General features: G+C 49.9%; 20 protein-coding genes and 2 pseudogenes. 3 read left to right on the top strand and 19 right to left on the bottom strand.

Translation table 11 applies throughout. The features are described 5' to 3' along the window. Positions 1 to 68 precede the first annotated feature (68 nt). The gene (locus tag A7E78_RS00185; RefSeq protein ID WP_083553171.1) at positions 69 to 779 is read right to left on the bottom strand and encodes a TVP38/TMEM64 family protein; all 711 of its coding nucleotides are present in this window, start codon (positions 777 to 779) and stop codon (positions 69 to 71) included. Between the two features lie 502 nt (positions 780 to 1,281). Here A7E78_RS00185 and A7E78_RS00175 point away from each other — a divergent pair. After that, a complete protein-coding gene (locus tag A7E78_RS00175; RefSeq protein WP_158516044.1) occupies positions 1,282 to 2,043 on the top strand; it encodes a PEP-CTERM sorting domain-containing protein in 762 nt (253 codons plus the stop codon). Positions 2,044 to 2,257: 214 nt separating this feature from the next. Here A7E78_RS00175 and A7E78_RS00170 read toward each other — a convergent pair whose 3' ends face one another. After that, complete coding sequence (locus tag A7E78_RS00170; RefSeq protein ID WP_072282374.1) at positions 2,258 to 3,235, bottom strand: IS481 family transposase; 978 nt, start codon at positions 3,233 to 3,235, stop codon at positions 2,258 to 2,260. Positions 3,236 to 3,646: 411 nt separating this feature from the next. Here A7E78_RS00170 and A7E78_RS00165 point away from each other — a divergent pair, with 411 nt between their 5' ends. Beyond that, positions 3,647 to 4,510, top strand: a complete 864-nt coding sequence (locus tag A7E78_RS00165; RefSeq protein ID WP_072282373.1) for a choice-of-anchor L family PEP-CTERM protein — start codon at positions 3,647 to 3,649, stop codon at positions 4,508 to 4,510. 429 nt (positions 4,511 to 4,939) lie between these two features. Here A7E78_RS00165 and A7E78_RS00160 read toward each other — a convergent pair whose 3' ends face one another. From A7E78_RS00160 to A7E78_RS00130, 7 genes are all read right to left on the bottom strand, one after another. Beyond that, the gene (locus A7E78_RS00160; protein WP_072282372.1) at positions 4,940 to 5,992 is read right to left on the bottom strand and encodes an acyl-CoA thioesterase; all 1,053 of its coding nucleotides are present in this window, start codon (positions 5,990 to 5,992) and stop codon (positions 4,940 to 4,942) included. Between the two features lie 303 nt (positions 5,993 to 6,295). Beyond that, positions 6,296 to 6,910 carry a nitroreductase family protein gene (locus tag A7E78_RS00155; protein WP_072282371.1) on the bottom strand — a complete coding sequence of 205 codons (615 nt, stop codon included), beginning with the start codon at positions 6,908 to 6,910 and terminating at the stop codon, positions 6,296 to 6,298. A gap of 419 nt (positions 6,911 to 7,329) precedes the next feature. Next, positions 7,330 to 8,517: a M24 family metallopeptidase gene (locus A7E78_RS00150; protein WP_083552455.1), complete on the bottom strand. Its 1,188-nt coding sequence runs from the start codon at positions 8,515 to 8,517 to the stop codon at positions 7,330 to 7,332. 50 nt (positions 8,518 to 8,567) lie between these two features. Next, positions 8,568 to 9,014 (bottom strand): hypothetical protein, encoded by a 447-nt coding sequence (locus tag A7E78_RS00145; RefSeq protein WP_235605409.1) that lies wholly within the window; start codon positions 9,012 to 9,014, stop codon positions 8,568 to 8,570. Positions 9,015 to 9,070: 56 nt separating this feature from the next. After that, positions 9,071 to 10,246, bottom strand: a complete 1,176-nt coding sequence (locus A7E78_RS00140; RefSeq protein WP_072282369.1) for a SpoIIE family protein phosphatase — start codon at positions 10,244 to 10,246, stop codon at positions 9,071 to 9,073. A 27-nt stretch (positions 10,247 to 10,273) separates the two neighbouring features. Beyond that, positions 10,274 to 12,028: a [Fe-Fe] hydrogenase large subunit C-terminal domain-containing protein gene (locus tag A7E78_RS00135; protein WP_072282368.1), complete on the bottom strand. Its 1,755-nt coding sequence runs from the start codon at positions 12,026 to 12,028 to the stop codon at positions 10,274 to 10,276. Positions 12,029 to 12,040: 12 nt separating this feature from the next. Continuing rightward, positions 12,041 to 12,286, bottom strand: coding sequence for a (2Fe-2S) ferredoxin domain-containing protein (locus A7E78_RS00130; protein WP_072282367.1), 246 nt, complete (start codon positions 12,284 to 12,286; stop codon positions 12,041 to 12,043). Positions 12,287 to 13,603: 1,317 nt separating this feature from the next. Between A7E78_RS00130 and A7E78_RS14745 the strand changes: the two are divergent. Continuing rightward, positions 13,604 to 14,673, top strand: a pseudogene (locus tag A7E78_RS14745) (IS3 family transposase). Positions 14,674 to 15,286: 613 nt separating this feature from the next. On the opposite strand, the gene A7E78_RS00115 reads toward A7E78_RS14745, so the two are convergent. From A7E78_RS00115 to A7E78_RS00065, 10 genes and pseudogenes are all read right to left on the bottom strand, one after another. Beyond that, complete coding sequence (locus A7E78_RS00115) at positions 15,287 to 17,485, bottom strand: molybdopterin-dependent oxidoreductase (RefSeq protein ID WP_072282365.1); 2,199 nt, start codon at positions 17,483 to 17,485, stop codon at positions 15,287 to 15,289. 799 nt (positions 17,486 to 18,284) lie between these two features. After that, a pseudogene (gene acpP / locus A7E78_RS15255) lies at positions 18,285 to 18,473 on the bottom strand (acyl carrier protein); the annotation flags it as partial. A gap of 76 nt (positions 18,474 to 18,549) precedes the next feature. Further along, positions 18,550 to 18,801, bottom strand: coding sequence for an SDR family oxidoreductase (locus A7E78_RS15250; RefSeq protein WP_256359847.1), 252 nt, complete (start codon positions 18,799 to 18,801; stop codon positions 18,550 to 18,552). Between the two features lie 244 nt (positions 18,802 to 19,045). After that, complete coding sequence (locus tag A7E78_RS00100) at positions 19,046 to 20,005, bottom strand: KpsF/GutQ family sugar-phosphate isomerase (protein WP_072284966.1); 960 nt, start codon at positions 20,003 to 20,005, stop codon at positions 19,046 to 19,048. Positions 20,006 to 20,199: 194 nt separating this feature from the next. Further along, the gene (locus tag A7E78_RS00095) at positions 20,200 to 20,649 is read right to left on the bottom strand and encodes a MarR family winged helix-turn-helix transcriptional regulator (protein WP_072282364.1); all 450 of its coding nucleotides are present in this window, start codon (positions 20,647 to 20,649) and stop codon (positions 20,200 to 20,202) included. A gap of 311 nt (positions 20,650 to 20,960) precedes the next feature. Further along, positions 20,961 to 22,298: an aldehyde dehydrogenase family protein gene (locus A7E78_RS00090; RefSeq protein WP_072282363.1), complete on the bottom strand. Its 1,338-nt coding sequence runs from the start codon at positions 22,296 to 22,298 to the stop codon at positions 20,961 to 20,963. A gap of 90 nt (positions 22,299 to 22,388) precedes the next feature. Then, positions 22,389 to 23,132 carry an FAD-binding protein gene (locus A7E78_RS14735; RefSeq protein WP_145924807.1) on the bottom strand — a complete coding sequence of 248 codons (744 nt, stop codon included), beginning with the start codon at positions 23,130 to 23,132 and terminating at the stop codon, positions 22,389 to 22,391. Between the two features lie 209 nt (positions 23,133 to 23,341). Then, positions 23,342 to 23,638, bottom strand: coding sequence for a hypothetical protein (locus A7E78_RS00075; protein WP_145924806.1), 297 nt, complete (start codon positions 23,636 to 23,638; stop codon positions 23,342 to 23,344). An 89-nt stretch (positions 23,639 to 23,727) separates the two neighbouring features. Then, on the bottom strand, positions 23,728 to 23,943 hold the full coding sequence (locus tag A7E78_RS15685) for a TetR/AcrR family transcriptional regulator (RefSeq protein WP_072282361.1): 216 nt from the start codon (positions 23,941 to 23,943) through the stop codon (positions 23,728 to 23,730). 99 nt (positions 23,944 to 24,042) lie between these two features. Continuing rightward, positions 24,043 to 24,642 (bottom strand): TetR/AcrR family transcriptional regulator, encoded by a 600-nt coding sequence (locus A7E78_RS00065; protein WP_083552446.1) that lies wholly within the window; start codon positions 24,640 to 24,642, stop codon positions 24,043 to 24,045. Positions 24,643 to 24,656 lie beyond the last annotated feature (14 nt).

The raw sequence follows: 24,656 nt of genomic DNA, 5'->3' as shown, positions 1-24,656 counted from the left end.
AATGAGAGAATCGAACGGGCGGTAAAATTGGTTCTGGTCTGCCCTTCTTCCGACAAGGGACGACACTATTAGACTTTCTTGGCCAAAGCAGTCCGCGCCAGACGGGTCACGAAAATGGTGACGGCAACGGTTGCCAACAAACCGACGAGATACAACCCCCATTCAAAGGGAGAACGGCTTTGTTCTTCGGTTCCAAGCAGAGCAAGATCACCGGCCAGAGAACCGAGATAAACGTACATCACCGTGCCGGGCAACATACCAACCCACGACGCCCAGAAGTAGTCCCTGAGAGAAACGCTGGTCACCCCAAAGGCATAGTTGAGAAGATTAAAAGGAAATACCGGTGACAACCGAGTCAAGCCAACGATCTTCCATCCTTCCCGCGCGACCGCTTGATCGACAGCCTGAAACCTTGGGTTCCCGGAGATACGCCTTGCCACCCATTCGCGTGCCAGATAGCGCCCCACCAGAAAGGCTGCTGTCGCACCTAAAGTCGCCGATATCGAAACGATGATCGAGCCCTTAAGCACCCCGAATAGCGCCCCGGCACCAAGGGTCAGTATTGAACCGGGCAAAAACAGCACCGTTGCCAAAACATAAAGCAAGAGAAAAATCGCCATGCCCCAAACACCCACACCGGCGACCCAATCCAAGGCCGAGCGCAACAAATCCTGAACCCCCAGGAAACGCATCGCGCTAAATAGAGCAGCTAGTAAAAGCAGGACAAGAAGGACTCTGCCCAATACCGACCAACGGTTATTTTTTTTCTTCACCAGCATCATGTCACTCCTTTAAAAAGCCAAGGTACCTCAATCGGCCGTTTTCACGCATCGAAATCAATAATATATTAATCCTTATATCAATAATAATAGGTTGATAGCAACCGTGCCTCCCAACACTAAAAAATGTCATAGGATAAATGATGACGGTACCTTTCCAACCTTCCGCCCAGGCAATAAGAACTAAAGCAAACATAAGCCTACCCTTCTTATTGGCCTACACGACCAACTTGTTTAGGTCCCATTAGGCATTTAAGCTTGGCGTTTGCTCAAAATCATTATCCCAATACAGGTCCCTGAAATAATCAAAAAGGGGTCTTTAGAAATGAATCAATGCTCGACGTCAAATGAGGCCAAATTTGTATCTCAAAGTGTCGGAAATGTTAACACTCTGCTGACTCCTACTGTTGGCATATTAAAAACACCAGAATTAAAAAGGGAATTTTAGATGGCACAAATTATGCTAAAAAGATTTGATCACCAAAAAAGGAGGATTAGGATCATGCACAAACACATTAAACTCAATCTGTTCAAACTTTTTCTCTTCATTGCTATCTTTTTCCTGAGCGGCAATGCTTCGGCCACCACAACTACACTTTCATTTTTTGAGCACTCAACTTTTAGCACCCTTTCACCCGGAGAAGATGGCCTGTACGGCACGGGCGATGATTTAACTATTCCCATCGTATCCGGTCACTCCAATAACAGCGGTGCCGCCTCAGTCGGGTCCACACTACCTGGCCTTTACGTCAATCTTACTGGGTCCAATGTGTTTGCCGCGCCTCTTCAGGTTGGCGTAAACACCATGGTTGGGTTGGATACAGGGATTGAGACCTTGACGGGGAATGAAACTGCAGTACTCGATTCAACAGCAACCAATGAATTGATATGGAATGCAGATAATACTTTTAGTACCGCTTTCACTCACTTAATATCGAACGGTGATGTCAATGTTCTCACCCATGATAACAGTCTGGGCTATTACCTGCTAAATGGCCAGGACCCGAATGCCATTTTTGAAACAAACCCCGATTTGGCAACCCATTTCAACTTCCTAATTCCTTTGTTGCCCAATGATTGGACTGTAGTAACAACAAACCTGTTTGAATCCGCATATACCGCGCCTGGATATGGCACTCAGAGTTTTTTTGCAAGCGTGACAACCGTACAAACCTCCCCAGTCCCTGAGCCGTCCACGGTGCTTTTATTGGGTGTCGGCATCGTCGGAGTGATTGGAATGAGGCTACGGCAACGCACTAGTTGAATCAAGGTTGATTCGATACTGAATTGTCTTCGGTTGGCTATACACCCACGAATCAGGTGGTGAAATTTTACGATTAGAACATCGAACGGCCCAACCTGTTTCAAACAGGTTGGGCCGTGTTGTATCTATGTGTCCGAGGTATCCAGAAAGTTGTCTCTGATTACAACACGGCCGCATTTGAGGGTTGGCGTCATTTCAGCAAAACCCTTAGTGTCTAGGTGTCAGGTCCCGCATGATTCCTGACCTGTTTATGGAAAAGTTCCGGCTTCCTTTTTTGCCACTGTTTTAGAGCCTCTACCGGGGTTTTATGTTCCAAGGCCCGCTGGGGGATATGCTGATTGTATAAATACCCATAACGCAGCATGGTTTGTTCCAGGTCTTCAGCGGAATTGAACCTGGTCGTTGCCAGCACTTCGCTGATGCGGCCATTGAAACGCTCCACCATGCCATTGGTCTGAGGGCGACGGGGTGGAATCAGCCGATGCTCGATACCGTGTCGCACACAGGCTTGGTCAAATATATGCTTTCCCGTCGGCTTTCGCTCGCCGGCAGTGCTAAAACGATCCGTGAAGGCCTTATCGTTGTCGGTCAGCAGTTTGCGGATCACAAACGGAGCTTTGTTTACCAGACGGTTTAGAAAACCCGTAGCGGCTTGGGACGACTTGCTTTTGCGCAGCTCCAAGTAGACCCAGCGGCTGGCGCGGTCGATGGCCACAAACAGGTACCGCCGTGAAGTTTCATCCGGCATTTGCGGCAGGTACTTGATGTCGACATGAACGAAACCCGGGTCGTAGTTTTTAAAAGTCTTGGGTTTGTCTTTGGCCGTTTCCTCTTGGGGGATCAGATCGGCCAATCGAGAAATACCATGCCGGCGCAGACAGCGGTCCAGTCCTGCGCGGGAAACGTCGGCATTGATAAATTCCCGGGTGACCACCAGCAGATCATCCAGGGATAGGAGCAAAGATCGCCGCAGTTCGACAACAACAGCTTCCTGGGCTTCGCTCAGAGTCGTATTCAGCCTGTGAGCTGTATGAGAACGGTCATGAACGTCGTCGCGCTTTCGCCAACGACGAACCGTATCAATAGAGATACCCAGCTCTTTGGCCAAGGCTTTATCCGTCTTTTGGGACTGTTGGATATAGCGTCGTATCCTAGGTGTTGTCGTTGCGTTCGCGTGTAACCGAATCGTCATGTCGGACTCCTTCAGATTTCACAGCAGAGAATGTCAAAAAGCATATCCCGAGCTAGGAACAACGGGAAGCTTTTTCTGCTGATGGAATCATCTGGGACCCGACATCTAGGCTTCTAGTAGCGATTCAAATAGCCAAGCTGATCTGCCCCGCTACTGATGAAATGTTCGCGAGAATCTATCGAAAGGCCGGGTTAGAACATAAACCTTTCACACCAGTGGACCTATCAGATGGGGCAAGTCAAGATTTCCAGCCACAAAAGATGTAAGCATATTGTCGGATTTTTTTACAAAGAGAAACAAGCCAAAATATTTTGATGTATTTTCGGTATCTTACGGCGTGGAATATTGTTTGCAAAGTAGGCGACTGTATCTGTTTAGCACATTAGGCATATTTATTCGAGGGGGACTTTAATGAAGGCAATTGTTTCTACACTGTACACTCTATTATTTTTCACAGTTACGACCAATGTAATGGCCATGAGTATCACATCGATGACTACTCCTGGTGATTTGGCCCAGAACATGGTCGGCGCTGGCGTCAGTATTTCTAATATTACTTATACCGGTTATGCTTCTGCGTCGGGTTATTTTACAGGGGGCACTGCCGCGGGGATCGGTATCGAAAGCGGTATCGTTCTTACTAGCGGCTTGGCGGCCAACCTGAATGGTACCACCAACACCAGCGACGATATAGATAGTGATAACGACCTGCCAGGATATGCCCCCCTCAATAATTTAATTCCTGGTTTCACCACTTATGACGCTACCATCCTTAGTTTTGATTTTGTTAGCACAGGGGATGCTGCCTACTTTAATTACGTCTTTGGGTCTGAAGAATACAATGAATGGGTGAACAGTGATTATAATGACGTTTTTGGATTTTTCTTTAATGGTACTGAAGTAACTGACAACGTGGCCTTGATTCCAGGTACAAACACCGCTGTTTCTATTAACAACATTAACAGCAACTCTAATACTTTGTACTACAATGATAACGACAACGACGATGCACCTGGCGCTTATCCCTTCGAATACGACGGCTTTACTCATGTCTTTACCGCCAGCCTGCTTGGCTTGACCGCTGGAGAGACCTACCACCTTGACCTGGCTATTGCAGATGCTGGCGACTGGAGTTTAGACTCTGGCGTTTTCATCCAGACTGGCAGTTTTTCCAACACCCCTGTCGAACCGAATGTCGTACCTGAACCAGGGACATTCGCTCTTGTAGGTGCAGGAATCCTGGGCCTGTGTTTCATACGGCGCAAAAAAGATTGATACAGTTGAGCCTCACCCTCTCCAGACTAGCCTAAAATTTATCTAAAATATTCCGCCGAGGGTAAACAGGTCAATTGATTACAAAAAAACAAAGGGCTACGCTCATTGAATAGAGCATAACCCTTTGTTTTTATTATGGTACCCGGGACGAGAATCGAACTCGTACAGGATTGCTCCCGAGGGATTTTAAGTCCTACCCGCGCCTTTTCACTCCCCACAAACCACAATAAAAGACAACAATCCAAAAAACATTTCAACAAGTAATTTCAACACCTTGTCTCGCTTATAGTTAGGTGACGTTTTTGTGGTGTTTTGTCGTTAATAGTCATTTAACGCCAAAGTTTGTTCCAACATGGCACAGATTCGGCACAAAACCATACCCTCTTCTTTCGAACCAAAGCCAAGACAATAGACCAAAATTCCTGCCAATCAGCTCAGATCGTTTGCCCCCTCCGCGATTAGGGTCTGGCTGCTGCGATGGGCCATAAGGTAGCGGGCATCTTCGCCGTAGTTGGTGGGATAGACCTGGGGTACCGGTTGTTGCTGCAGGTCATCATCGACATTGACAAAGGTGAACAGACAGGAGTTTGACAGAGCCTTGGTGGTCTTGTCTCGACTGATGCGCTCGATGTTCGCTTCGACACAGATAAAGCTGCCTTTGGTATAGACCACACGGGTGGTGTAGTGCAGGGTGTCGCCCATGCGTACCGGGTGAAAAAAGTTGATGCGGTTGACCGCCGCGGCAATAGGGCGATTGGGGGCTATCTGCTCGGAGCAGATGGACGACAGTTCGTAGGCGCGACGGATCAGGTATCCACCGAAAATCTTTTTCGGCACGTTTTCCTGTTCCGGGTACATGCGTTCCCAGGCGTCGGCGGTCAATTTTCCCGCTAGCAGACCTTTGAAACCAGGGTCATCCTGGGCCGCATGCAGGTCGGTGAGCATCTGGAATTCCTCACGACTGGGCGGCTCGTTCAGACGCGCCTGCTGCTGCTTGTATTCCTTGCGCCGTTGTAGAGCCTTGTCGGCCCGCTGTTGCTCGATATCCTCACCATAGTCCAGGCCGGGCAGGGCAACGCTCACCGCTCCTTCGCCCATTCCCGAACGAGCGACCATGGTGAAGTAACAGGAAGCAATATGACGCACCGGGACGCCGGGTTGCTCGACACGAATGCCGATTTCCAGGGAGGAGCGGCCGACGTGGTTGATACGCGCCTTGAAGTGCACGTCCCGTGACATGTCGGTGACATGACGGATAATGATATTGTCGATAGCCGCCGTGACTACTCGAGCATCCGGGAAAAATTGGTTGACGTAGTTGAGTGCGGCCTCTTCCGCCACCTTGTCGAGAACCTCCAGCAGCAGGCCGAAGCGCATGTTGGCCTGAATCGGTACATCCAAAACCATGAAGCGCCGCTTCAAAGCCTCATCGCTGGTAAGGGAAAGAACCTTGGTGAAAGATGTTTGCAATGGACTGAGCATTATATTTTCTCCTGAAAAAGCAAGGAAGATTTGTTACCGGCAGCGCCGTACAAATCTTCCCGGAAATAGATGATGTTGAGCGGTGAGCTGGTTTCTTTCCTGATTCGGGCTAGATAATCCTCTCTTCTCTGGCCACCACCTCTTCCATGTGGTTGTTTATCTCTAAATTACCGAAAATCCTCTATAGTGGGTTTTCCCTTGGGCGATATTTTCAGCACTTTCATTTCCGGCTTGGTCAAGTCATGGGTGGGGCACATGCAAATTGAATCTGACCATTAGTATTTCACGTAGTTTAACTACACGTTATTCCAACCACTTCACCATCATGTCAAAATTGATTTTTTTTGGTTCCTTGACATCCTTGGCCGCATACCCCAAGGGGACTACCGCCATGAACTCTCCTTCCTGCTCCCCCATAAGACGTAGCACCTCATCTTTTATTAGAAACAAAATCCCAAGCCATACCGTCGCCAAACCAAGGGAGGCGGCCGCAACCAGCAGATTTTGGATCGCCGCCGCCGAACTTTGTATCTCCATTGTTTTGAAAAAATCCAGCGCCTGATCCTTTTCGACCTGGAACAGTTCGGTGCCATGTCCAATCAATTTTCCGGTATTGGCCACGACAATAACCACTGGTGCTGAATTGATGCTTCTGGCTGCCATGCGCAACAAAACTGCTGCCGCTCTTGGAAACTCTCCAGCTTTGGCGCCTACCAGGCCGACAAGTTCGTTTTTGCGCTTACCGCGAATAACGATAAATTTCCAGGACTGCTGATTGTGAGCCGAAGGCGCCTGATTGGCTGCACGCAAAATGGTCATCAGATGCTCGTCGGGAACAAGTTTATCCGTAAAAGAACGAATACTGCGACGCTGCTCAATATTCACCAATGTACTGTTCTGACCATGTGAAATACACATTAGATACTGTCTCCGGAAAAGGTATCATTATCTATTTTGATATTAATAAGGTGGGCGCATGCCTTCTCAGCCTGAGATTGAATTATCTCATCAAGCTCCAACCATATTTAAAATATTTGTAAAATAATGTTGTAATGGTTGCGCACGCCTCTAGTATAGCCCTAGCAGATTTATCTATTTAATCATTGATACTAGCATCGCTATCATCAATCTATTCTAAAGTTTCTAAATTTAATTGCCCTATCAGAAGAAGAAAGAAAGCTTAAAGTGAGGCTTTTCGTATTCTTAAAATAATTGTCCCCCTTACTTCTGAACAAAAAGGAAGGCCTTCTTTGTTTGCCAACAATCGTTTCCACCTAACGTTAAAGCCTTCGGCCTTATGGTTCCTCGCAAGCGTCACGTAAAGCTTGGCTAGAGGGTCAATATACTTTCAGCAATCCGGGATGTGTGCCTGTGATACAGCGCCCCCCTTCAGCAGTAACAATGAAAGTATTTTCGACACCGACCATACCTATCCCTTCGATGCCCTTTTTAGGTTCCAGAGCAAGCACCATCCCTTCCTGCAACGGCTCATCGAATCCCTTGGCGATGACCGGAGTCTCGTCTATTTGCAGACCGATGCCGTGGCCGAGAAAACGGGCCGGGCGGGCGCCATATCCCATGAAATTCTGAAGGAACTCGTCGCTCAGGCTGTCCATGACCTGCTTATAGATCGCCGAGGGGATGGCCCCGGGTCGAAGCTGTTCGGTGATCCGGTTCTGAATCGCCACACATTCGCGGTGAGCGGCAATCGCCTCGTCGGCAATCGGCCCGCCAAACATGTAGGTTTGGGTCTTGTCGGTATGATAACCGTCCACACCGCAGCAAATATCGACAAAAACCAAATCGCCTTTGCCCAGTTTGTGGGTGCGACTGCCAAGCAGCGGCACCGCCGGGTGTAGACCGTAACTGCCACCCGGGCCGTCGAAGTAGTTGGGATAGATCGAACTTTCGCCAAAACAAATATTGCCCAGGGCCATTTCGGTCTGGAACATACCGAACCGAGCCACACCGTGATGGCCCTCTTCGACCATCACCGGATAGAGCGCTGCTGCAAACTCCGCTTCACTCATGCCCTCCCTGAGCATGGCCGGCACCCGCTCCTCAAGAATGCGGCGATGTATCTCCCCGGAACGCTCCATAAGGTTCAGCTCGTAGTCGCTTTTGACCGCCCGTACGGCTGCCATGGCCCCATCAATGGACCGGATATCGCTAACGGGAATGTATTTCTGGAAGCGGCGCAGCATAGCCAGAGGCACCAGCTCGCACTCAAGGTGCAGGCGGGCGGGCATATTTCCGACTGTCGCAGCGACATCACGAAAGCTGTTCATGGGCTCGATGCGGGGAAACAGCGATTCATCCCTGGCCCGTTCGATACTCTTGCGTACCCAGTAGATTGCCTCGTCGCCGCGCGGAATCCATAACAGGCCGTCCTGCATGGTGCCGGTGAAATAATACTGATTAACCTTGCCGAAAATGACCGCTGCCTGCCAGTCGGGCTCGGTGCTATCCATCTGGCTTCGGAAACAGTTCAGCCGCTGCTGCAATTCGCTTAACGGAACCTGCATGATTTCTCCACTTATTATGAATGATTGCACCAGAGTCTGGTGTAACATGTTCAGATCAATTCTTGTGGCACCTGGACCTCGCAAGGAACCTTGATCTGGCACAGACCGCAGGGTGTAGCGCCGGTGCCGTAGGTTTTTGTGGCGTAAGGCGCGGTTGTCTCCAGGATGTAGCTGCAACAATCCTGCTTGTCGTGTCCCCCTCTTGTCGTGATGGCGTCGGCCGGGCAGCGATTGGCGCAGGCGCCGCAGGTCCCCTTGGCATACCAGAGGCACCAGGCGTGATGATCATCCCCGTAGACTCGCTCGGTAACCGGCAGATCGATGCGCGATACCACTGAGCCCAAGCGCACCGCTTGCCACCAGCGGGTGATCAGTGCATCGGAGAGGCTGAAGGGACCGTGCCAAGCAACGAAGGTAGCGTGTTGTTCCGACCTGTTAGTTACCAGACCAAAGTACTCCGACTGCTGGTAGCCGACATCAGGTAAACGCTCGGGCAACGCCTCAGATCGAGTATGATTGTAGACTCAACCAAGCAAATTCCTTGCAGAGCCCCTCAAATATACTGTAGTGATATTTCTTTGAGATATTTCTCCTGCAACACCTTGGCCACGCGCTTGACGATGTTACGCCGGATCTCCAGTTCCGCCGGGTGACTCGGATCCTGATGCGCTTCATTGATCTTGGTTCCGACCAGAAACGAAATGGCATCGCTGTCGCGCAACATCTGGGCCAGCCGGGCGGCGCCGTGGCCTTCTTGAGGGATGTCCCCCTGCTCCAAAAATTGCGCTACCCGGGTCAAGGTCAAAATCCCCTCCGTAATCAAATCAACCCCCTCCATGTGCGATACTGGCGGGATGCCGCAGCCATGGCTACCCAGATCCGTATGAATCTCCCGACCCAATTCGCGAGCCACAATATCGGCCGAAGTGCCTCCGCAAATCACCTTGCGCCCGGCAAATGAATCAAGGTAATTGGCATAAACGACATCGCGCTCCTGGGAAAACGGCGGGCCGGTAAGCAAAATTGTCCGCCGCGGCACCCGGAAATAGACCACCCCCACCGTGATGTCGTCCCCGGCCTGCTGGCCGGGTTCTTTCTGCAGGGCCGCTTCGAGGATCTCTTGCGAGAGGTCGCGAGCGGAAATGGCCGGATCGTCGCGCAGCATATCGAGTACAAAATCGGCGCAGCCGGACAGTCGCCAGCCGAGCTTGTACTGCTGTGAACCGAGGCCGGCCTGGGTAATGCCATCCGATATGAAAACCAGACGGTCCTGGGAACGAGGTTCAATGTGGGAAATACGCAGCTTGCGTTTCTGGTGCCGGGGTGAACAGACTTCTTTGTAGTCCGTACTCAATACTTCATCTTCGCGGATGTGCAAAAATGGCGGGTTGTCCATCTCAATGATCCGTGCGCTGCCACTTTCCCGGTAATCAAAAATGGAGAAGGTCGCATAGCTGATCTTGCGCCTCTGGCAAACCGGCAGGGCATCCATCATGATTTCCGCCGAGCGGCCGATTTCCAGGTCGCTGGCGATGAATTTCAGGGCCATGGAGGAGGTCATGGTCGACAGGATTCCGGCCTTGACCCCGTGTCCCAATCCGTCGGAGAGCACGGCGATCCTGCGGTTCTGGTCTTCGACCTTCTGCATCAGAAAAGAGTCGCCGCAGACATCCTCGCCGTGGTAGTTGCATTGACTGAATTCAATCTCGACAAACAGGTCCTGTGCCATCTTCAGTAGCCCCCTTCACTTTACTCCTTATTTTTCTTCGACTGACGGAACCAATTTGTGTGCGGTGGCATCTTCCGGAGCGAACCCTTCCACCAACGAACGTAACAGGATTTCCGTTTCCGCCATGTTTTCGCCTAACAGGCAAGCAACCTCCTGTACGGTCTTGAGGTTCTTGTGAATGACCTCCTGTGCTCGCTGGGCTATCAGTTCCCGTGGAAGTTCCGAATCGGTGACGTCGGTGATGACCCCGCCGACTACCAGACCCGGATCGATCGGAAAGATGGTCAGGTCGAAAATACGATTGTCCACATGCAGCGATTCGCGGCGCAGAGACTCTCCGCTTTTCAGCACCTCTTCGAACAGTTCGCCAAAAGGCAGTATTCTCCGCAGCGAAGCACCGGCTAGCCCCGGACAGACTTCATAAACTTCAAGCAACGACTCATCGAACAAGGTTGCAAAGCTACAGTTGCAATCGAGAATTTTCAGCTCATTGTCGGCCAGCACGATGGCGGAGGGGATGCAGTGCAACAAAGCATTGGCCTTTTTCTGCGCCTGTTCCCGCAAAAAGGATAGACACATTGATGATTCGGCATGGCCCGACAGAATAGCTTTGGCGAATTCCCCGCAGGTTTCATAACCACAGCCGCCGCAATTCAGTTCGTCGTCGCGACTTTCTTTGCCGACGCGACGTAGAGCCTGACGGATTTCCTGTTCACCATAGCTCCGAGCCGGCAGTGGCAGATCACAAATATTCTCATCGATATTGGATAAGGGCTGGCGAAGAACAGGCTCGGCCGGGATATTGGCCCGAGAGATCACTTCCTGCCATTGCTTCAGTCCGGCCTGTCCTGGAGTGGCACAGGGACCGTTGATGCAACCGCCGCGACAAGCCAGCAATTCGAGGAAGGTCGGCAGAGTCACATTCTCCGGCCGCAAATCACCCAGTACGTGCTCGATGCCGCGAAGGCCACCCACAGTGCCGTAATGGACCCGATCGCTACCACCCTGCATGCGCAAGGTGTCAATCATACCGCCTTCAATCGGGTACAAAGCGCCTTCTTGAGCACTTTCAGGCACAAAACGATCCTCCTCCCCTATCACCAGGGCAGCCGGGTTGATACGGGTTTCGCCCAACCAAGCCCTAAGGTCAGTAAAGGTGATGACCGCATCCATCAATTCCGGATGACGGTCCCCTTCGTTTTTCTTGGCCCCGCAGGGTCCGATGAACACGACCGCGACATCAGAACCGTAATGCTGTTGGAGCATGGTACAGTGGGCCAGCAGGGGGGAAAAAACAGAAGCGATCGAATGGGCAAATTCCGGCAGATATTTTTGAACGTAGGTAACCGCCGCCGGGCAGGCGGAGGACAGAATCAATTTTTGCCGGCCCTCATTAAGCTCCCTGACCACCTTGGCAGAAACTTCCTGGGCTCCCAAAGCGGTTTCGCTGACCCCGGCAAACCCCAGTCGCCGAAGGGCGGCAATTATGTTCGCCGTGGGTATACCTGGAAACTCGCTGACATAAGAAGGAGCGAGGGAGGCAAAAACCTTCTTCGATTGCTGCAGTAGCTGCTTGACATCCGTCAGGTCATCACGCACCCGCTTGGCTCCAGCAGGACACACCCGAACACAAGTTCCGCAGGCCACACATTTCTCAGGCACGATTCTGGCTTGGCCGTCAGCTACCTTGATTGCTTTGACCGGGCAATGCCGAACGCATTTCGAACAATCCTGGCACTCATTTTCCGCCGTAAAAATCGGTGAACATTGGTAATACCCCATGACACACTCCCGTCAATACAAGCCCAGTTGCTGGTCGAGCAACTGCTCGATGGTCTCGGCTTTGACTCCACCGAACAATCGGCCGTTAATCTCGATGTTCGGCCCTTCAAAACAGCGTCCTTCACAACGGCTGCCGCGCAGGTCGATGGCGCAGTTGACCTGACGATAGTTCAGGTAGCGTTCGATGCGCTCCAGGTTCTCCTGATTGCCGCGGCTATAGCAGGAACTGCCCATGCAAATCTTGATACGATGTTCCATATTTAACCTCTATACCAAGCAAAAAGGTAACAACTCAGCCCCATTGCTGCTTACAAACTCGCTTGCCGGATGACTCGCTGACCATGACGCCAACCACAGGCTTTGCCCCCTGAAACGACTTAAGCCCGGAAACCGCTAGTGCGGTTCCGGGCTTAAGCCAGGCTGTCACCTGCAAAACAGCCACCTGCGTCACAGGCTCTCGGCCCGGCCCGAAGCCCCGTGACGGCTAACAAAAAAATGTAATTATCAGAACGTCACAATCACCGCAAAAATCAAACAGCTATACCGCGCTTCATTTATTAACGAGCCCCATTTGCCTGAAGGCTTCGTTCATGGCGGCGTTCCAGATGTTTACGTCAAATTTTTCTGACAGCGGCACAAGAAAGTGACTAGCGTTATTATTAATTATGTAAGACACGAGATCAGAGAACGACATTTGCAGTACCTGTGAATTTGAAGGCCAAGTCCTTGCTAAAAACTCTCTGGAAAGTCCAATGTTTGGATGCAAAATATCTCCAAGTAGGAGAGGAAAGGGAGGAGTAACCCCCCCCCACTTGGAATTACATAGGTAGGATAAAACTAGACTAGCTTTTACGTGTGTGGGGGTTACTCAACTATTTGAGCAGTTGTAAATGCCATATCTAGGGAAAACAAAAAAGTTTCTATCTACACCGCAACTTCTTGACCAACAAACTATTCAATACATGATTCAATATTCCTACAAAAAACAAACTCAACAATTTACTGTTAGAGCATTTTGCCTTCGCTATGAACAACCATGTAACTTGAAAGCTCATGACTCGACCTGCACACCTCTAGAAAAAGTTAAAACAAACTTTCTAAAGCCTTAACCGCTAGTCAAAAAAGATCCAAGTGGGGAGAGAGGAGGTCCCCCCCACTTGGGATTCCAAGGAGGTAAAGACTAGCTTTTCATGTGCGGAGGCTACTCAACTACTTGATAATTCTAAAAGCTATATCTAGGTCGAACAAAACGGTTCTTGCTGCACTGCAACTACTTGGTTTACAAACTATTCAATACAGAACCAAATACCTTCGCAAACAACAAACTTAAAACAAATTTGGCTGGTTGACCAACACACTATCAGGCCCTGCTTTCCCGAGTCAACCTATTTTTTCAATCGGCATGCAAAAATGTCCCTTTTTGACCTTATTTGTTAATTGCCATCCAAAACCTCCCCACCTTCGAGGGCAATCATCGACCCAAATTGATCCACCTCAGCACTTGTTACCTTCTCCCAGCAAATCGGTCCATTTTTGTGTTAAGTCCCAAGACCGGATTTGACAAGGAGGAAGAACATGGCGAAGAAACGTTACCGTCCCAAAGAGATCATTTCCAAACTGCGTGAAGAAGACATTTTGATCGGTCAAGGTCAGACCGTGGCTCAAGCAATCAAAGCAATCGGAGTGAGTGAAGTGCCTTATTACCGCTGGCGCAAAGAGTATGGCGGGATGAGCACTTTGATACTGCAGGAAGCAGCCAAGGGAAACTTCTAAGTCCTGAGCGTCGCCGGGCCTGCGTGAATGCCGTTCAGGAAAGATTACGTATCTCGGAGCGGCGGGCATGTCGCGTCTTAGGCCAACAACCGATCCGTACAGAGACGACCACCCCAGCCACGAGAAGACGAAGGCTCGCTGACAGCAGCCATTATTGAATTGGCCAGTCAATATGGCAGCTATGGCTATCGGCGTATTACCGCCCTCATTCAACATGGCGGATAGACGGTCAACCACAAGCGGGTAGAACGGATCTGGCGACGGGAGGGACTAAAGGTCCCACAGAAACAACCAAAACGAGGCCGACTCTGGCTCAATGACGGGTCCTGTATTCGCAAGCGACCCGAATATCGAAATCATGTCTGGGCCTATGACTTTGTCCAGGATCGAACGCACGATGGCAAAGTCTTCCGGATGCTGACCGTGATTGACGAATACAGCCGGGAGTACCTGGCCATGCGGGTTGATCAAAACTTAACTCGAACGATGTGGTGGAGACAGTGTCTGACCTGTTTCTGCATCAAGGGACGCCTGGCTACATCCGGCCTGATAATGGCGCAGAATTTACGGCAAAGCTGGTCAGGGGCTGGTTGGAGCGTCTCGGGGCCAAGACGTTATTCATTGAGCCAGGCAGCCCTTGGGAGAACGGTTACAATGAATCCTTCAACGGTAAACTGAGGGATGAGTTGCTCAATGGGGAGATTTTCTATACCCTCAAGGAGGACAAGATTCTGATTGAACAGTGGCGATGACATTACAACACAATCCGTCCACACAGTTCGCTCGGCTACCGTCCACCAGTACCCGAAACAATAATGCCGCTGCCTATTCAAGCAGCGGCATTGGAAACCGACAGGGTTGCGCTACACTAACATTCGAAGTAGACCTATCAGGTGGGGCAGGTCACTCCATAACTTGGAGGACCCGTTTAAAAAGGGAAATGCCTTCGATTTTTAGGAATGCCCTATCGGTTCCCATACGACGGTTCTATCCGCCAACGAGGATAATGCCGGTTATTAATGACGAATTCCCTTTTATCGCAGCATCCTCCCAAACATGAAACCCTACGGGACGTTAGAAATCTATGCGTTGTTTACTGTCGAAAAGATTGGCAAAAAAAGAAAATGGAACTTTTCCATAAACAGGTCAGGAATCATGCGGGACCTGACACGTAAGCACTAATTTTGCCAATAGGGTGATCACTCATCTGCCTCAACAAAGTAAGGGTAGTGACCATGCCTCCCCCAAACACAAAGTATCCTTTCTGAAGGAGAAGGCATGGCCACCGAAGTGGGGTGGTTTCCAAGAAATCCGATTTACCAGAACATCCTGTAACTCAAAGAATGAGAACCAATCCTGCAAGCCGGCGGTCTACCTCCGGCAGAAAATCTGCACAATCCGCCTCACTCATCAAACGCTCGGCACGTAAAATCGATCGACTGGCAGCCTGCTGCAATACCCCACCTACCTATCCACAAGCCTTTTTCAGCATTTATATGCCTTCGCAAGAATACCGCCTCTAAGATTTGGCAAACCCTGCTCCGGATCGAGATTCCAGTCATCATCACTTAATACCATGGCATCATTATGCAGCATGGCTCCACTAAATCCAGTCTCAGGACCACCTTCCTGTTCAGGGCACCACCGTCCATGGGGTATTCTTATCGTACCTTCCGGCTGCGCACCATCATGCTTGAGGAGCAACTTCAACCTCCCATGAGTTGTCTCAACCCAGATCCATTCGCCGGAGGGAAGTCCAAGGGACTGCGCAGTTTTTGGATGAAGCAAGGCAACAGGATCGGGCTCTACGTTTCTAAGGGGCCCTTCCTGCATATAGCAGGAGTTAAAGCCCGGATCTTCACGCAGACCAGCAAAAAGGGTTAAGGGATATTCCTTCGCAAGTTCCGGGTCACTGATTGGAGTCTGCTCCGGCTCCTTGTAGTACGGCAACGGATCATACCCAAGTCCTTCAAGCACACTTGAATACAGCTCAACTTTTCCTGATGGGGTCGCCACGCCTACCCCACCCGGGGCAAAATAATCGGGAATATTAGACGGATAGGTGAATTGCTTCTGGAACTCTTCCCAATCCTTACCAGTCGGGCTGATCCTGTAGTTCATCAATTCAGCCCGGTCCTTCCACGGGAAATGCTCTTCAAGTCCCATCCTGATGGCCAGCTCTCTGACGACATAATATTCATCTTTGGCTTCGCCAGCCGGTTCGACAACTTGCTGGGAAGTATTGGCGAAAGGAATACCTTCCCAATTCGGCGTAACAACAGGCCTCTCCAGCCAGTGATCACCGGGGAGAATATAATCGGCAAGCTGCGCTGTAGGGTTGATGAACTGATCGTAACAAACAACCAATTCCTGATTCATGAGACCAGCGAGTGCGTTTTCCTGATTTGCAAAGCCCATCAGCGCATTGCTGGCAAATGTAAAGAAGGCCTTCACAGGATACGGTTTCTCGGAAGCCATAGCCGTAAACATATCCGTCGGATTGGCCATAAACGCGGCCATATTGTGGAAGTACCTATTTTCTTCCCCATAGACTCTTGCTGACGGCTCTTCAAACGCACTCATCCCCGTGTATGTAAGGAGCGGGTACCGTTCTGTACCGAGCTGAATCTTTTTCTTTTCTTCAGGCAGTGCTTCGTGCATCTGAATCTGGGAAACAGACACGAACTCTGAATGGGGGAGCCCCAACAACTCCGCCCCTTGCTTAAGGCTGCCAGTAATTGCCCTTAAAATGCATTGAGCGCGGATCGCCGACGTACTGTTTTTCTGCATGTCAGTTGAAACAGCCCAAGGTATGGATGCAGGCCCCTCGGTTGCGAACATAACAGCAGCTTTCCTGATTTCTTCGGCATCGCATCCGGTTATTTCCGCAACTTTGTCTAAAGGATATTCCTGAACCCGTTCTTTAAGCTCTTCAAACCCAACACACCAGTTTTCAACAAACTCTTTGTCGTACAACTGTTCATTGATGATAACGTTAATCATCCCGAGAAATAGAGCTGCATCTGTCCCATAGCGAAGAGGAAGCCAAATATCCGCCATCTCTGCGACCTTGGTTCTGCGCGGATCAAGCACAATAAGCTTGCAGCCTCTTTTTAAAGCAGCCTTAAGGTCATTGAACTGGGAGACCCAATTATGATTACTGAGATTTTTACCAATGAACAAAAGGCAATTAGAGTCGGCAAAACTCGCAAAAGAGTAACTTCCATGAGTTACTCTATGAACTCCGGCTGTATTCCCGATACACATATACATGGCGGCAGTCCAGTTCGGGCTACCCAAGAGATTCATGAATCTCCGGAGCGTTCCACATTCGCTTTGCTGATTAATCTCAGTCTGGCTTACACCAAGGGACTCCGGACCGTATTTCGCTATAATCTTTTTCAACTTTTCGGCAATTTCATCCAATGCCTGGTCCCAACTGATTCGCTCCCACCTTTGCTCTCCCCTCTTACTACCCACGTTTTTCAGAGGATAGAGCACACGATCCTTATGAGTCCTGATCGTGTCCGCATTCACCGACTTCATACAAATACTATTGGGGGGAGTTGTCGGGTGAGGCTCTGAGATACTCTTTGTTTGGATCTTACCGTCATCCTTCACTACAGCCTCTACAACACAATTAATATCGCAGGACTGACAGGCAACGTGCTTCTTGCTAGCCATTTTGTACCTCCTAGTGCTTAGGGCTTAGCGGATCAACAGGACTACCCTCCGACCCAAGTACCTTTTTGTTGAGTTAAAAAACAGTTAACTTCTCTTCCAAAACGTTCAAGAACGACAGCCTAACGATAGCAGACTCCCGCCCGGACTCAACGTTACGCTGCCTAAACAAACGTTAGAAAACCCTGACAAATCGGGCCTTATTGGGCATTTGTTTAGTCGTATTTCTTCCCGAAACGCCTTTTCCATACGACAGCGCAAGAGTCAGTCTGTCGGTTAACGTGAAGTGGTTACCAATCCCCACAGCAAGTTCTGACTGCCTGGGAATGGAAGTGCCGGTATTCTTATCCTTTCCAGAATTGGTTGTCTGGTAATCAACCTTAATGAAAGGCTCTACCCGGTGGGAGTCAAGATAGTTGTCGTGTCTATCATGTCCTAACACAGGGGGGCTTGGTAATTGTGATTTCTCGGACGGTTCGGTTACCTGTAAAATCCCTATGAATATGTGACAATCCCTTTTGACATGATATTTGGGGCAACCGTGGGCATTTCGCATTCCATAGAGGGTAATTCTGAGACGCTTGCGGATCCATTACACAAAAAGCAGCAACTGAATTTGTGCCTAATTGGTAAAGCATATCGCTATCCATATTATCAAAATGAATTATCCATTTTGGCAATTAATAGAGACTATATCGATATATATTGTGATTTTAAGCGGCCAAATGGCTATTCTTCCACTGAAATTGCTGCAAAGCGGGAGTCGTTGAAAAACGTGTTGATTCCGTTTAGTGATGAAGAAAATATAATCAACGGCATCTTTAACTGTTTGGATCTTTTCTGCATTTTCATCAGAAATTCCCACGTCAAACTCTTCTTCAAGAATCAAAACCAGCTCTACGGTATCGAGGGAATCGACAACAAAATCGTCCATGAATGCTACATCAGCGGCCACCTGATCTTCGTCTACACCCAGTTGCTCAGCAACAATTGCTTTACACGTATTTCAATAAAAGCCATATACTTTTCTCCTGTGTGGTTTCGGCTAAAACCCAATCCGTTTTTGTTTACATATACATTCCGCCGTTGACTTCGATAACCTGACCTGTAATGTACCCGGCGTTTTCAGAAGCCAAGAAGAGTACTGTGTTGGCAATATCGTCCGGCGAACCGAGGTGCTCCAGATGAATCTGGGCGGCCAACTCCTGATGATTATATTCCGGCAATGCGTCAGTCATATAGGTAGCGATAAAGCCAGGGGCAACCGCATTGACGGTTACATTCCGTTTTGCCAATTTACAGGCATTGGAGCGGGTCAATCCTATCAGTCACGACTTGCTGGCACAGTAGCTAGTCTGACCGGCATTGCTCATTTAGCCGACAACCGAGGCGATATTGATGATCCAGCCGCTGCATTGTTTGGTCATGGCTTTCGCAGCAGCACGGGTGCACAGAAGACCGGTTAGAATACCTGCAGTAGTCCACCTTCGCATTGCCCCACCAATACCCCCTGACGACTATTTGGGGGCAAATACAGTGCTCAAAGCTTGACATGTGGGTCCATCAATCAAATCCTGAGTTAATGAGGTCGTGGATGTGAATAATGCCGAGGGGAGATATCGACTCGTCATTCTCAAATACAAAAAGGGAGGTGATGTGATACTCCTTCATTTTCTGCATGCTTTTAGCGGCCATGGTGCTAGCTAGAATCCTCTTAGGATTTGCTGACATCACTTCAGCGAGAACCTTGTTGAGACATTCGGGACCTTCATTTAAGAGGAGACGCCGCAGGTCTCCGTCGGTAAAGACACCTACAAGCTCCTTATCTTTCTTTACGACACCAACAACCCCCAATTTCTTCTCGGTGATGGTGAAAAGGGCATTTTGGACACTGCATTCCTGGGGGGCTAATGGAATAGCGGCTTCCTTGTGCATGATATCTTCCACGCGAAGGAGAAGTCTTTTACCAAGTGCCCCGGAGGGATGACAGAGGGCAAAATCCTCAGCCTTGAACCCTTTTTCGTTGAGGAGGGCTACCGCCAGTGCGTCTCCCATAACCAATGCGGCGGTGGTACTTGAAGTCGGCGCCAGGCCGAGGGTACAGGCTTCCTTGGGGACGGAAACGTCCAAATAGATATCACCTGCACGACTTAGAGTGCTTTCAGGCCTCCCGCACATCGAGATCAGCTTTGACCCCATGCGCTTGATAGCCGGAAGGAGGCGAAGCACCTCTTCGGTTTCTCCCGAGTTCGAAATAGCCAGAACGACATCTTCTTTGGTTATCCTTCCCAGGTCGCCATGAACGCTTTCGGCAGGATGCACGAAAAAAGAAGGGGTTCCGGTTGAAGCCATGGTGGCCGCAATCTTCTGGCCGACATGTCCAGACTTACCCATTCCCGTAATGATCAGGCGACCTTCGCAGGCAAGAATCATGTTTACGGCTGTAGAGAACTCTCCATTGATCCTTTCTTTCATTTGGATCAGGGCGTCGATTTCATCCTGTACAACCTGGTGGGCTATCATTGCCTGGGTAGAAAGGGTGTGCATCTGTTTCCGCTCCTGTTTCGCTAAAATTCCCAATGGTTCCAAGCACCTCCTACTTGTATCTAATTCCGGTGCTGGACTTAACATTTTAAGTGCAGCATCTTGACCTCAAACTAGTTTATTACTCACTAGATCGTGTATATACACGCAATCTTTCAAAAAAACACTTCTTGTTACTTATTTTCAGTACCGGAAAAGCTTTCAAGTGAAATTGTTATTTGCTCAAACACTTGCAGTGGAATTGTGCCGATATGATCGGAAATTTCCTGCTGGATTGTCTTCCAGAGCGGCAGAGCCTTATCAAAAATCTGCAACCCCAATTTAGAGATGATTATTTGCCTTTCCCGCAAGTCCTTTGTCTTTGTGCTTTCTATTAACTCATTAGTTTCAAGGTGCTTCAGGTTTCTAACCAGCGTAGTTCTGTCCAGACATTGTTTTTTTGCCAGAGCGCTGATATTAAGCGGCCCGTTTGTCTTGATGGCCATCAACAAAGAAAACTGGTTCGATTTCAGTCCGCTCGCCTTCAACGCCTGATCATATATTTTTGTGATAGACCGTGATGCTCTGCGCATATTCATACAAGCGCACCCGCTTAATGGTTTTCCAGACTTTGGTTCGTTCATATCACTTCCTTTACGATAGATGTATATACACGCATCATATTTTAAATTTACTCACCAGAAAGGAAGGAGATTGGTAGGCAATTCAAGACAGTTGTCATTTGGGCAGTCTATGCCCTGCCTGAGTTGATTACACATCTTTCGAGACAATCTAATCTCTGAGACTTGAATCGTCCCTTGTTTATTAGACACTCCTGACACGCTCGCCCCGTTGAAGGCCAAAGTGTCCAATATGTTGTCCCTGATTGGCCCCCCCTCGGCGGGGGGGGGGCTAACCTATCGGAGGAACTTAAGTATCTCTACAGATTCTGGGATTAACCTTGTACCACGCGACGAGCAGCACGCTTGATGCTGACCAGGTTACGGAAGCTGATGTTGTCGGTGGTGATGTTGTTGCCTTGGGAGCCGCAACCGAGGGTCAACGAGGGGATCATAACGTTGAACAGGCCGCCGATGGCGCCGTGGCTGGTGGGCGAGTTGAAGGTAACCCGGTTGGCGTCGACCTTGCTGGCGAACTCGATGCAGGTTTCGTCGCTGGCGGAGTGGATACCGGCGGTATGACCGGCGCCGCCTTTTTTCAGCAGCTCGGCGCAACGCTCGATGGCTGCGTCCTTGCCGTCAACAACCATGTAGCCGAGGGAAGGAGAGAGCTTTTCACGGCTCATGGGTTCTTCGTCCTGGATGCCTTTGAGAGGACCGACCAGCAGAGCGCGGGTTCCTTCCGGAACGGAGAAGCCGGCCATTTCTGCAATCTTGGGAGCGGGCTGGCCCACAACCTTGCCGGAAACAACGTAGCAGTCGCCGAAGTAGAGCTTTTCGAGCTTGGCTTTTTCCTCTTCGTTGACCAGGTACGCGCCGATTTCCTGCAGCTTGGCGACGGCTTTTTCAGCCACGGCAGCGTCGTCAAAGATCAGGTTCTGCTCGGAAGCGCAAACCACACCGTTGTCGAAGCACTTGGACAGCAGGGTGTCTTCCATGGCCTGGTCAAGGTCGGCATCGCTGGCAACATATACAGGGCAGCCGCCGGCGCCTACGCCGAAGGCGGGGTTGCCGGAGCTGTAAGCGGCTTTCACCATGGCGCCGCCACCGGTAGCCAGGATAACGTCCACGCCGGGGTTGGTCATCAGGGCGTTTGTGGCTTCGATGGAAGGCTTCTCGACCCATTGTACGCAGTTCGCGGGAGCGCCAGCCGCGATAGCAGCATCGAGACACAACTGAGCGGTGGCCACGCAGCATTTCTGAGCGCGAGGGTGGAAGCCGAGAACGATTACGTTGCGGCTCTTAAGAGCAGACAAGATCTTGAAGCAAACGGTGGAGGTGGGGTTGGTGGTCGGGGTGATACCGGCCACTACGCCAACGGGCTCGGCGATCTCGATGATGTCGTTTTCGTCCTTAACGACACCAACGGTCTTGACACCCTTCATGTCGTTCCAGATGACGGTGGAACCGAATTGGTTTTTGATGGTCTTGTCCGCCACGTTGCCGAGGCCGGTTTCTTCAACGGCCATTTGGGCCAGTTCTTCTTTTTTTGCTTCCACGGCGTTAGCTACCGCTTCGCAGATGGCGTCGGTCTGCTCCTGGTTGAGCTTTTTGAAGTCTTCCAGGGCCACTTTGGCCGTTTCGATCATTGCGTTGATTTTTTGTTCTACCATGGTGTTCCTCCTAGTCTGCTTGAGTTGAGTTGCGCAGCGCGCAAGGCTGCACACGATTTAGTGCCAGGTGCCCTAGGCACCAGGGCCGCCTTAGAAGTCAATGGCCACTTCGAGGGAATCGAGAAACTTGTTGAAGGCGGTGAAAAGTTCCATGACGCCCAGGGCCTCGATGATCTCGGCGTCGGTGGTGCCGCTGTTGCGGAGAACCTCGAACTCATTATCGGGAATCCGCAGGGGCTCCAGGTTGGCTTTTCGGGCGAAGGCGATCAGGGCTTCCTCCTTGACGGTAAAGTCGGCCTGACCCAGGTTTTCCTCGATAAGCCTAAGTTTCTTGTGAGGCGGCGGTTTTCTCGGACACTGATTGGGGATAAAGTCCCCTTGTTCAAGGAGTTCTGATTTCTGATAATCCCTGCATTGAGCCACATGTTTTTTCAGCGATTCAATGAGATCACCAGGTTTTTGGCCCTGATTGTTGAACAATGCATTGAAACGACTGAGTTTCTCGTCGGCTGCTGCATCAAATTCCTCAGAAGGCCCTTGGGCGATGGTTGCTTCGCCTGCGGTTTTTCCCACCCGACCGCCTATTACAAGTGCTTCTGCCAAAGCATTGCCGATCAGACGGTTGGCACCGTAGGCGCCGGCCGTGACCTCACCTGCGGCATAGAGCCCCTCACAGGAAGTCTTTCGATTGTTATCCACCACAACTCCGCCCATACAGAAATGTACGGTGGGAGTTACTTGGAAAACCCGTTCGCCTTTTACCCACTCGGACGGGAGCAGGGCGGATAATTCATTGGCAGTTTCAGGAGAAAGTCCTCTAAGATCAAATGCCACAGTATCTTTTTTCAGGGTCCTCCAAGATTTCTTTCATGATCGCCTGGGCCAACTTGTCCCGGATGATCTCTGTCGGGTTGTGATAGCCGTTCTTTTCCAGAAAGTTCTCACCACGGATTTTTCTTAAGGCAACACCGTCCTAGGCAAGAATTCGATTATGCATCCCGAGCCTCAGTTGGTTACCCAACTTGTTTTGTGCGCAAAAAAAATCAGAGGGATTTCACCCAGTCCTTGAGACGCTCGCCCTGCTCAACAAATATTTCGGGATCATTAAAAGAACTGGCGAGAAGACAGGCGCCCTGAATAATCGAAAAAAACTGCCCAGCCAGCGCATCCGCATCTTTCTTGCCCATCAGTCGAAACTGTTCCGACAACCAACCGTGATGGTCCTTCAGGGCGTCAGGCAATACGTCTGTATGGCAGCCAATAGATTTGTGGACTTCTTGTGAGAGGCTCCCGACAGGACAGCCATCGTTGCCAACTCTCTCTTTACCAGAGATGAGCATATCTATATGACTGATCAACCTGTTTCTGGGATCAGGGTCCAGCTCCCAGGCGGTCCGCAAAGTAATCAATGTTTGTCTTTGACTCTCGATTACATCGCTAAGGAGTTCTTCCTTTGTCTTATAGTAGTGTACAGATTGCCGAGCGAAATACCTGATTCACGAGAAATGTCGGCGAGAGTCGTACTCTGAAAGCCTTGTCTAAAAAATAGACTTTGGGCCGCTTCCAGCAGGCGAACTTTCTTCTTAGTTTCACTAGGAAGAGTATCAGCTTCATGAGGAAAAAAAATGTCGGCGTCGGAAATCATAACCTACCTCGTAACAATTGTAGTTATGACCAAAGATAGCAAACACTGCTCTTCCGAGTCAACAGCTCAGAACAACTTGTTGTTGTTTGCATAATAAACTCAGAGTGAATCCACCCAGGCTATGAGACGCTCGGCCTGCTCAACAAATATTTCGGTATCCTTAAAAGAATTGGCGAGAAGAGCTGCGCCCTGAAGGGTGGCGAAAAACCATCCGCCTAGCGCATTCGCATCCTGCTTGCCCATCAGCCGAAATTGTTCCGACGCCCAATCGAGGGGGCCCTTCAGGGGATTGGGCAATTCGTCCAAACTACAACCATTGCCTTTGTTGAGTTCCTGAGAAAGGCTCCCGACCGAGCAGCCATACGCTGCAATCCTGTCACAATCAACGATACTCATTTTTATAAAAACAACCAACCTGTACCTAGGATCAGGAATCAGATCCAAGTCGGTTTTATAAGTATCAAATTTTTTTATTTGTCTCTCGGTTACAGCGGATAGAATTTCATTTTTTGTTTTGTAATAGTAGTACAAATTGCCAAGTGAAATACCTGATTCTCGAGAAATGTCAGCGAGAGTCGTACTGTGAAAGCCCTGCCGACAAATTAGATTTTCGGCCACTTCCAGCAGGATCGATCTCTTGTCAATTTTACGAGGCAAAAAATCGCCCCGACGGGGCATAACATTTCCTGTGCGAGACATAAAAGCTCCAATAT

The organism is Syntrophotalea acetylenivorans, assembly GCF_001887775.1.
Taxonomy (GTDB): domain Bacteria; phylum Desulfobacterota; class Desulfuromonadia; order Desulfuromonadales; family Syntrophotaleaceae; genus Syntrophotalea_A; species Syntrophotalea_A acetylenivorans.
The sequence above is the reverse complement of the archived record's forward strand: the minus strand, read 5'-3'. Positions and strand labels throughout refer to the sequence as shown.

Excerpts from the sequence above, each read along its gene's own strand:
- A7E78_RS00185 (WP_083553171.1), bottom strand. The coding sequence starts at position 779 with ATGCTGGTGAAGAAAAAAAATAACCGTTGGTCGGTATTGGGCAGAGTC.
- A7E78_RS00175 (WP_158516044.1), top strand. The coding sequence starts at position 1,282 with ATGCACAAACACATTAAACTCAATCTGTTCAAACTTTTTCTCTTCATT.
- A7E78_RS00170 (WP_072282374.1), bottom strand. The coding sequence starts at position 3,235 with ATGACGATTCGGTTACACGCGAACGCAACGACAACACCTAGGATACGA.
- A7E78_RS00165 (WP_072282373.1), top strand. The coding sequence starts at position 3,647 with ATGAAGGCAATTGTTTCTACACTGTACACTCTATTATTTTTCACAGTT.
- A7E78_RS00160 (WP_072282372.1), bottom strand. The coding sequence starts at position 5,992 with ATGCTCAGTCCATTGCAAACATCTTTCACCAAGGTTCTTTCCCTTACC.
- A7E78_RS00155 (WP_072282371.1), bottom strand. The coding sequence starts at position 6,910 with ATGTGTATTTCACATGGTCAGAACAGTACATTGGTGAATATTGAGCAG.
- A7E78_RS00150 (WP_083552455.1), bottom strand. The coding sequence starts at position 8,517 with ATGCAGGTTCCGTTAAGCGAATTGCAGCAGCGGCTGAACTGTTTCCGA.
- A7E78_RS00140 (WP_072282369.1), bottom strand. The coding sequence starts at position 10,246 with ATGGCACAGGACCTGTTTGTCGAGATTGAATTCAGTCAATGCAACTAC.
- A7E78_RS00135 (WP_072282368.1), bottom strand. The coding sequence starts at position 12,028 with ATGGGGTATTACCAATGTTCACCGATTTTTACGGCGGAAAATGAGTGC.
- A7E78_RS00130 (WP_072282367.1), bottom strand. The coding sequence starts at position 12,286 with ATGGAACATCGTATCAAGATTTGCATGGGCAGTTCCTGCTATAGCCGC.
- A7E78_RS00115 (WP_072282365.1), bottom strand. The coding sequence starts at position 17,485 with ATGGCTAGCAAGAAGCACGTTGCCTGTCAGTCCTGCGATATTAATTGT.
- A7E78_RS00100 (WP_072284966.1), bottom strand. The coding sequence starts at position 20,005 with ATGATAGCCCACCAGGTTGTACAGGATGAAATCGACGCCCTGATCCAA.
- A7E78_RS00095 (WP_072282364.1), bottom strand. The coding sequence starts at position 20,649 with ATGAACGAACCAAAGTCTGGAAAACCATTAAGCGGGTGCGCTTGTATG.
- A7E78_RS00090 (WP_072282363.1), bottom strand. The coding sequence starts at position 22,298 with ATGGTAGAACAAAAAATCAACGCAATGATCGAAACGGCCAAAGTGGCC.
- A7E78_RS00075 (WP_145924806.1), bottom strand. The coding sequence starts at position 23,638 with ATGCTCATCTCTGGTAAAGAGAGAGTTGGCAACGATGGCTGTCCTGTC.
- A7E78_RS15685 (WP_072282361.1), bottom strand. The coding sequence starts at position 23,943 with ATGATTTCCGACGCCGACATTTTTTTTCCTCATGAAGCTGATACTCTT.
- A7E78_RS00065 (WP_083552446.1), bottom strand. The coding sequence starts at position 24,642 with ATGTCTCGCACAGGAAATGTTATGCCCCGTCGGGGCGATTTTTTGCCT.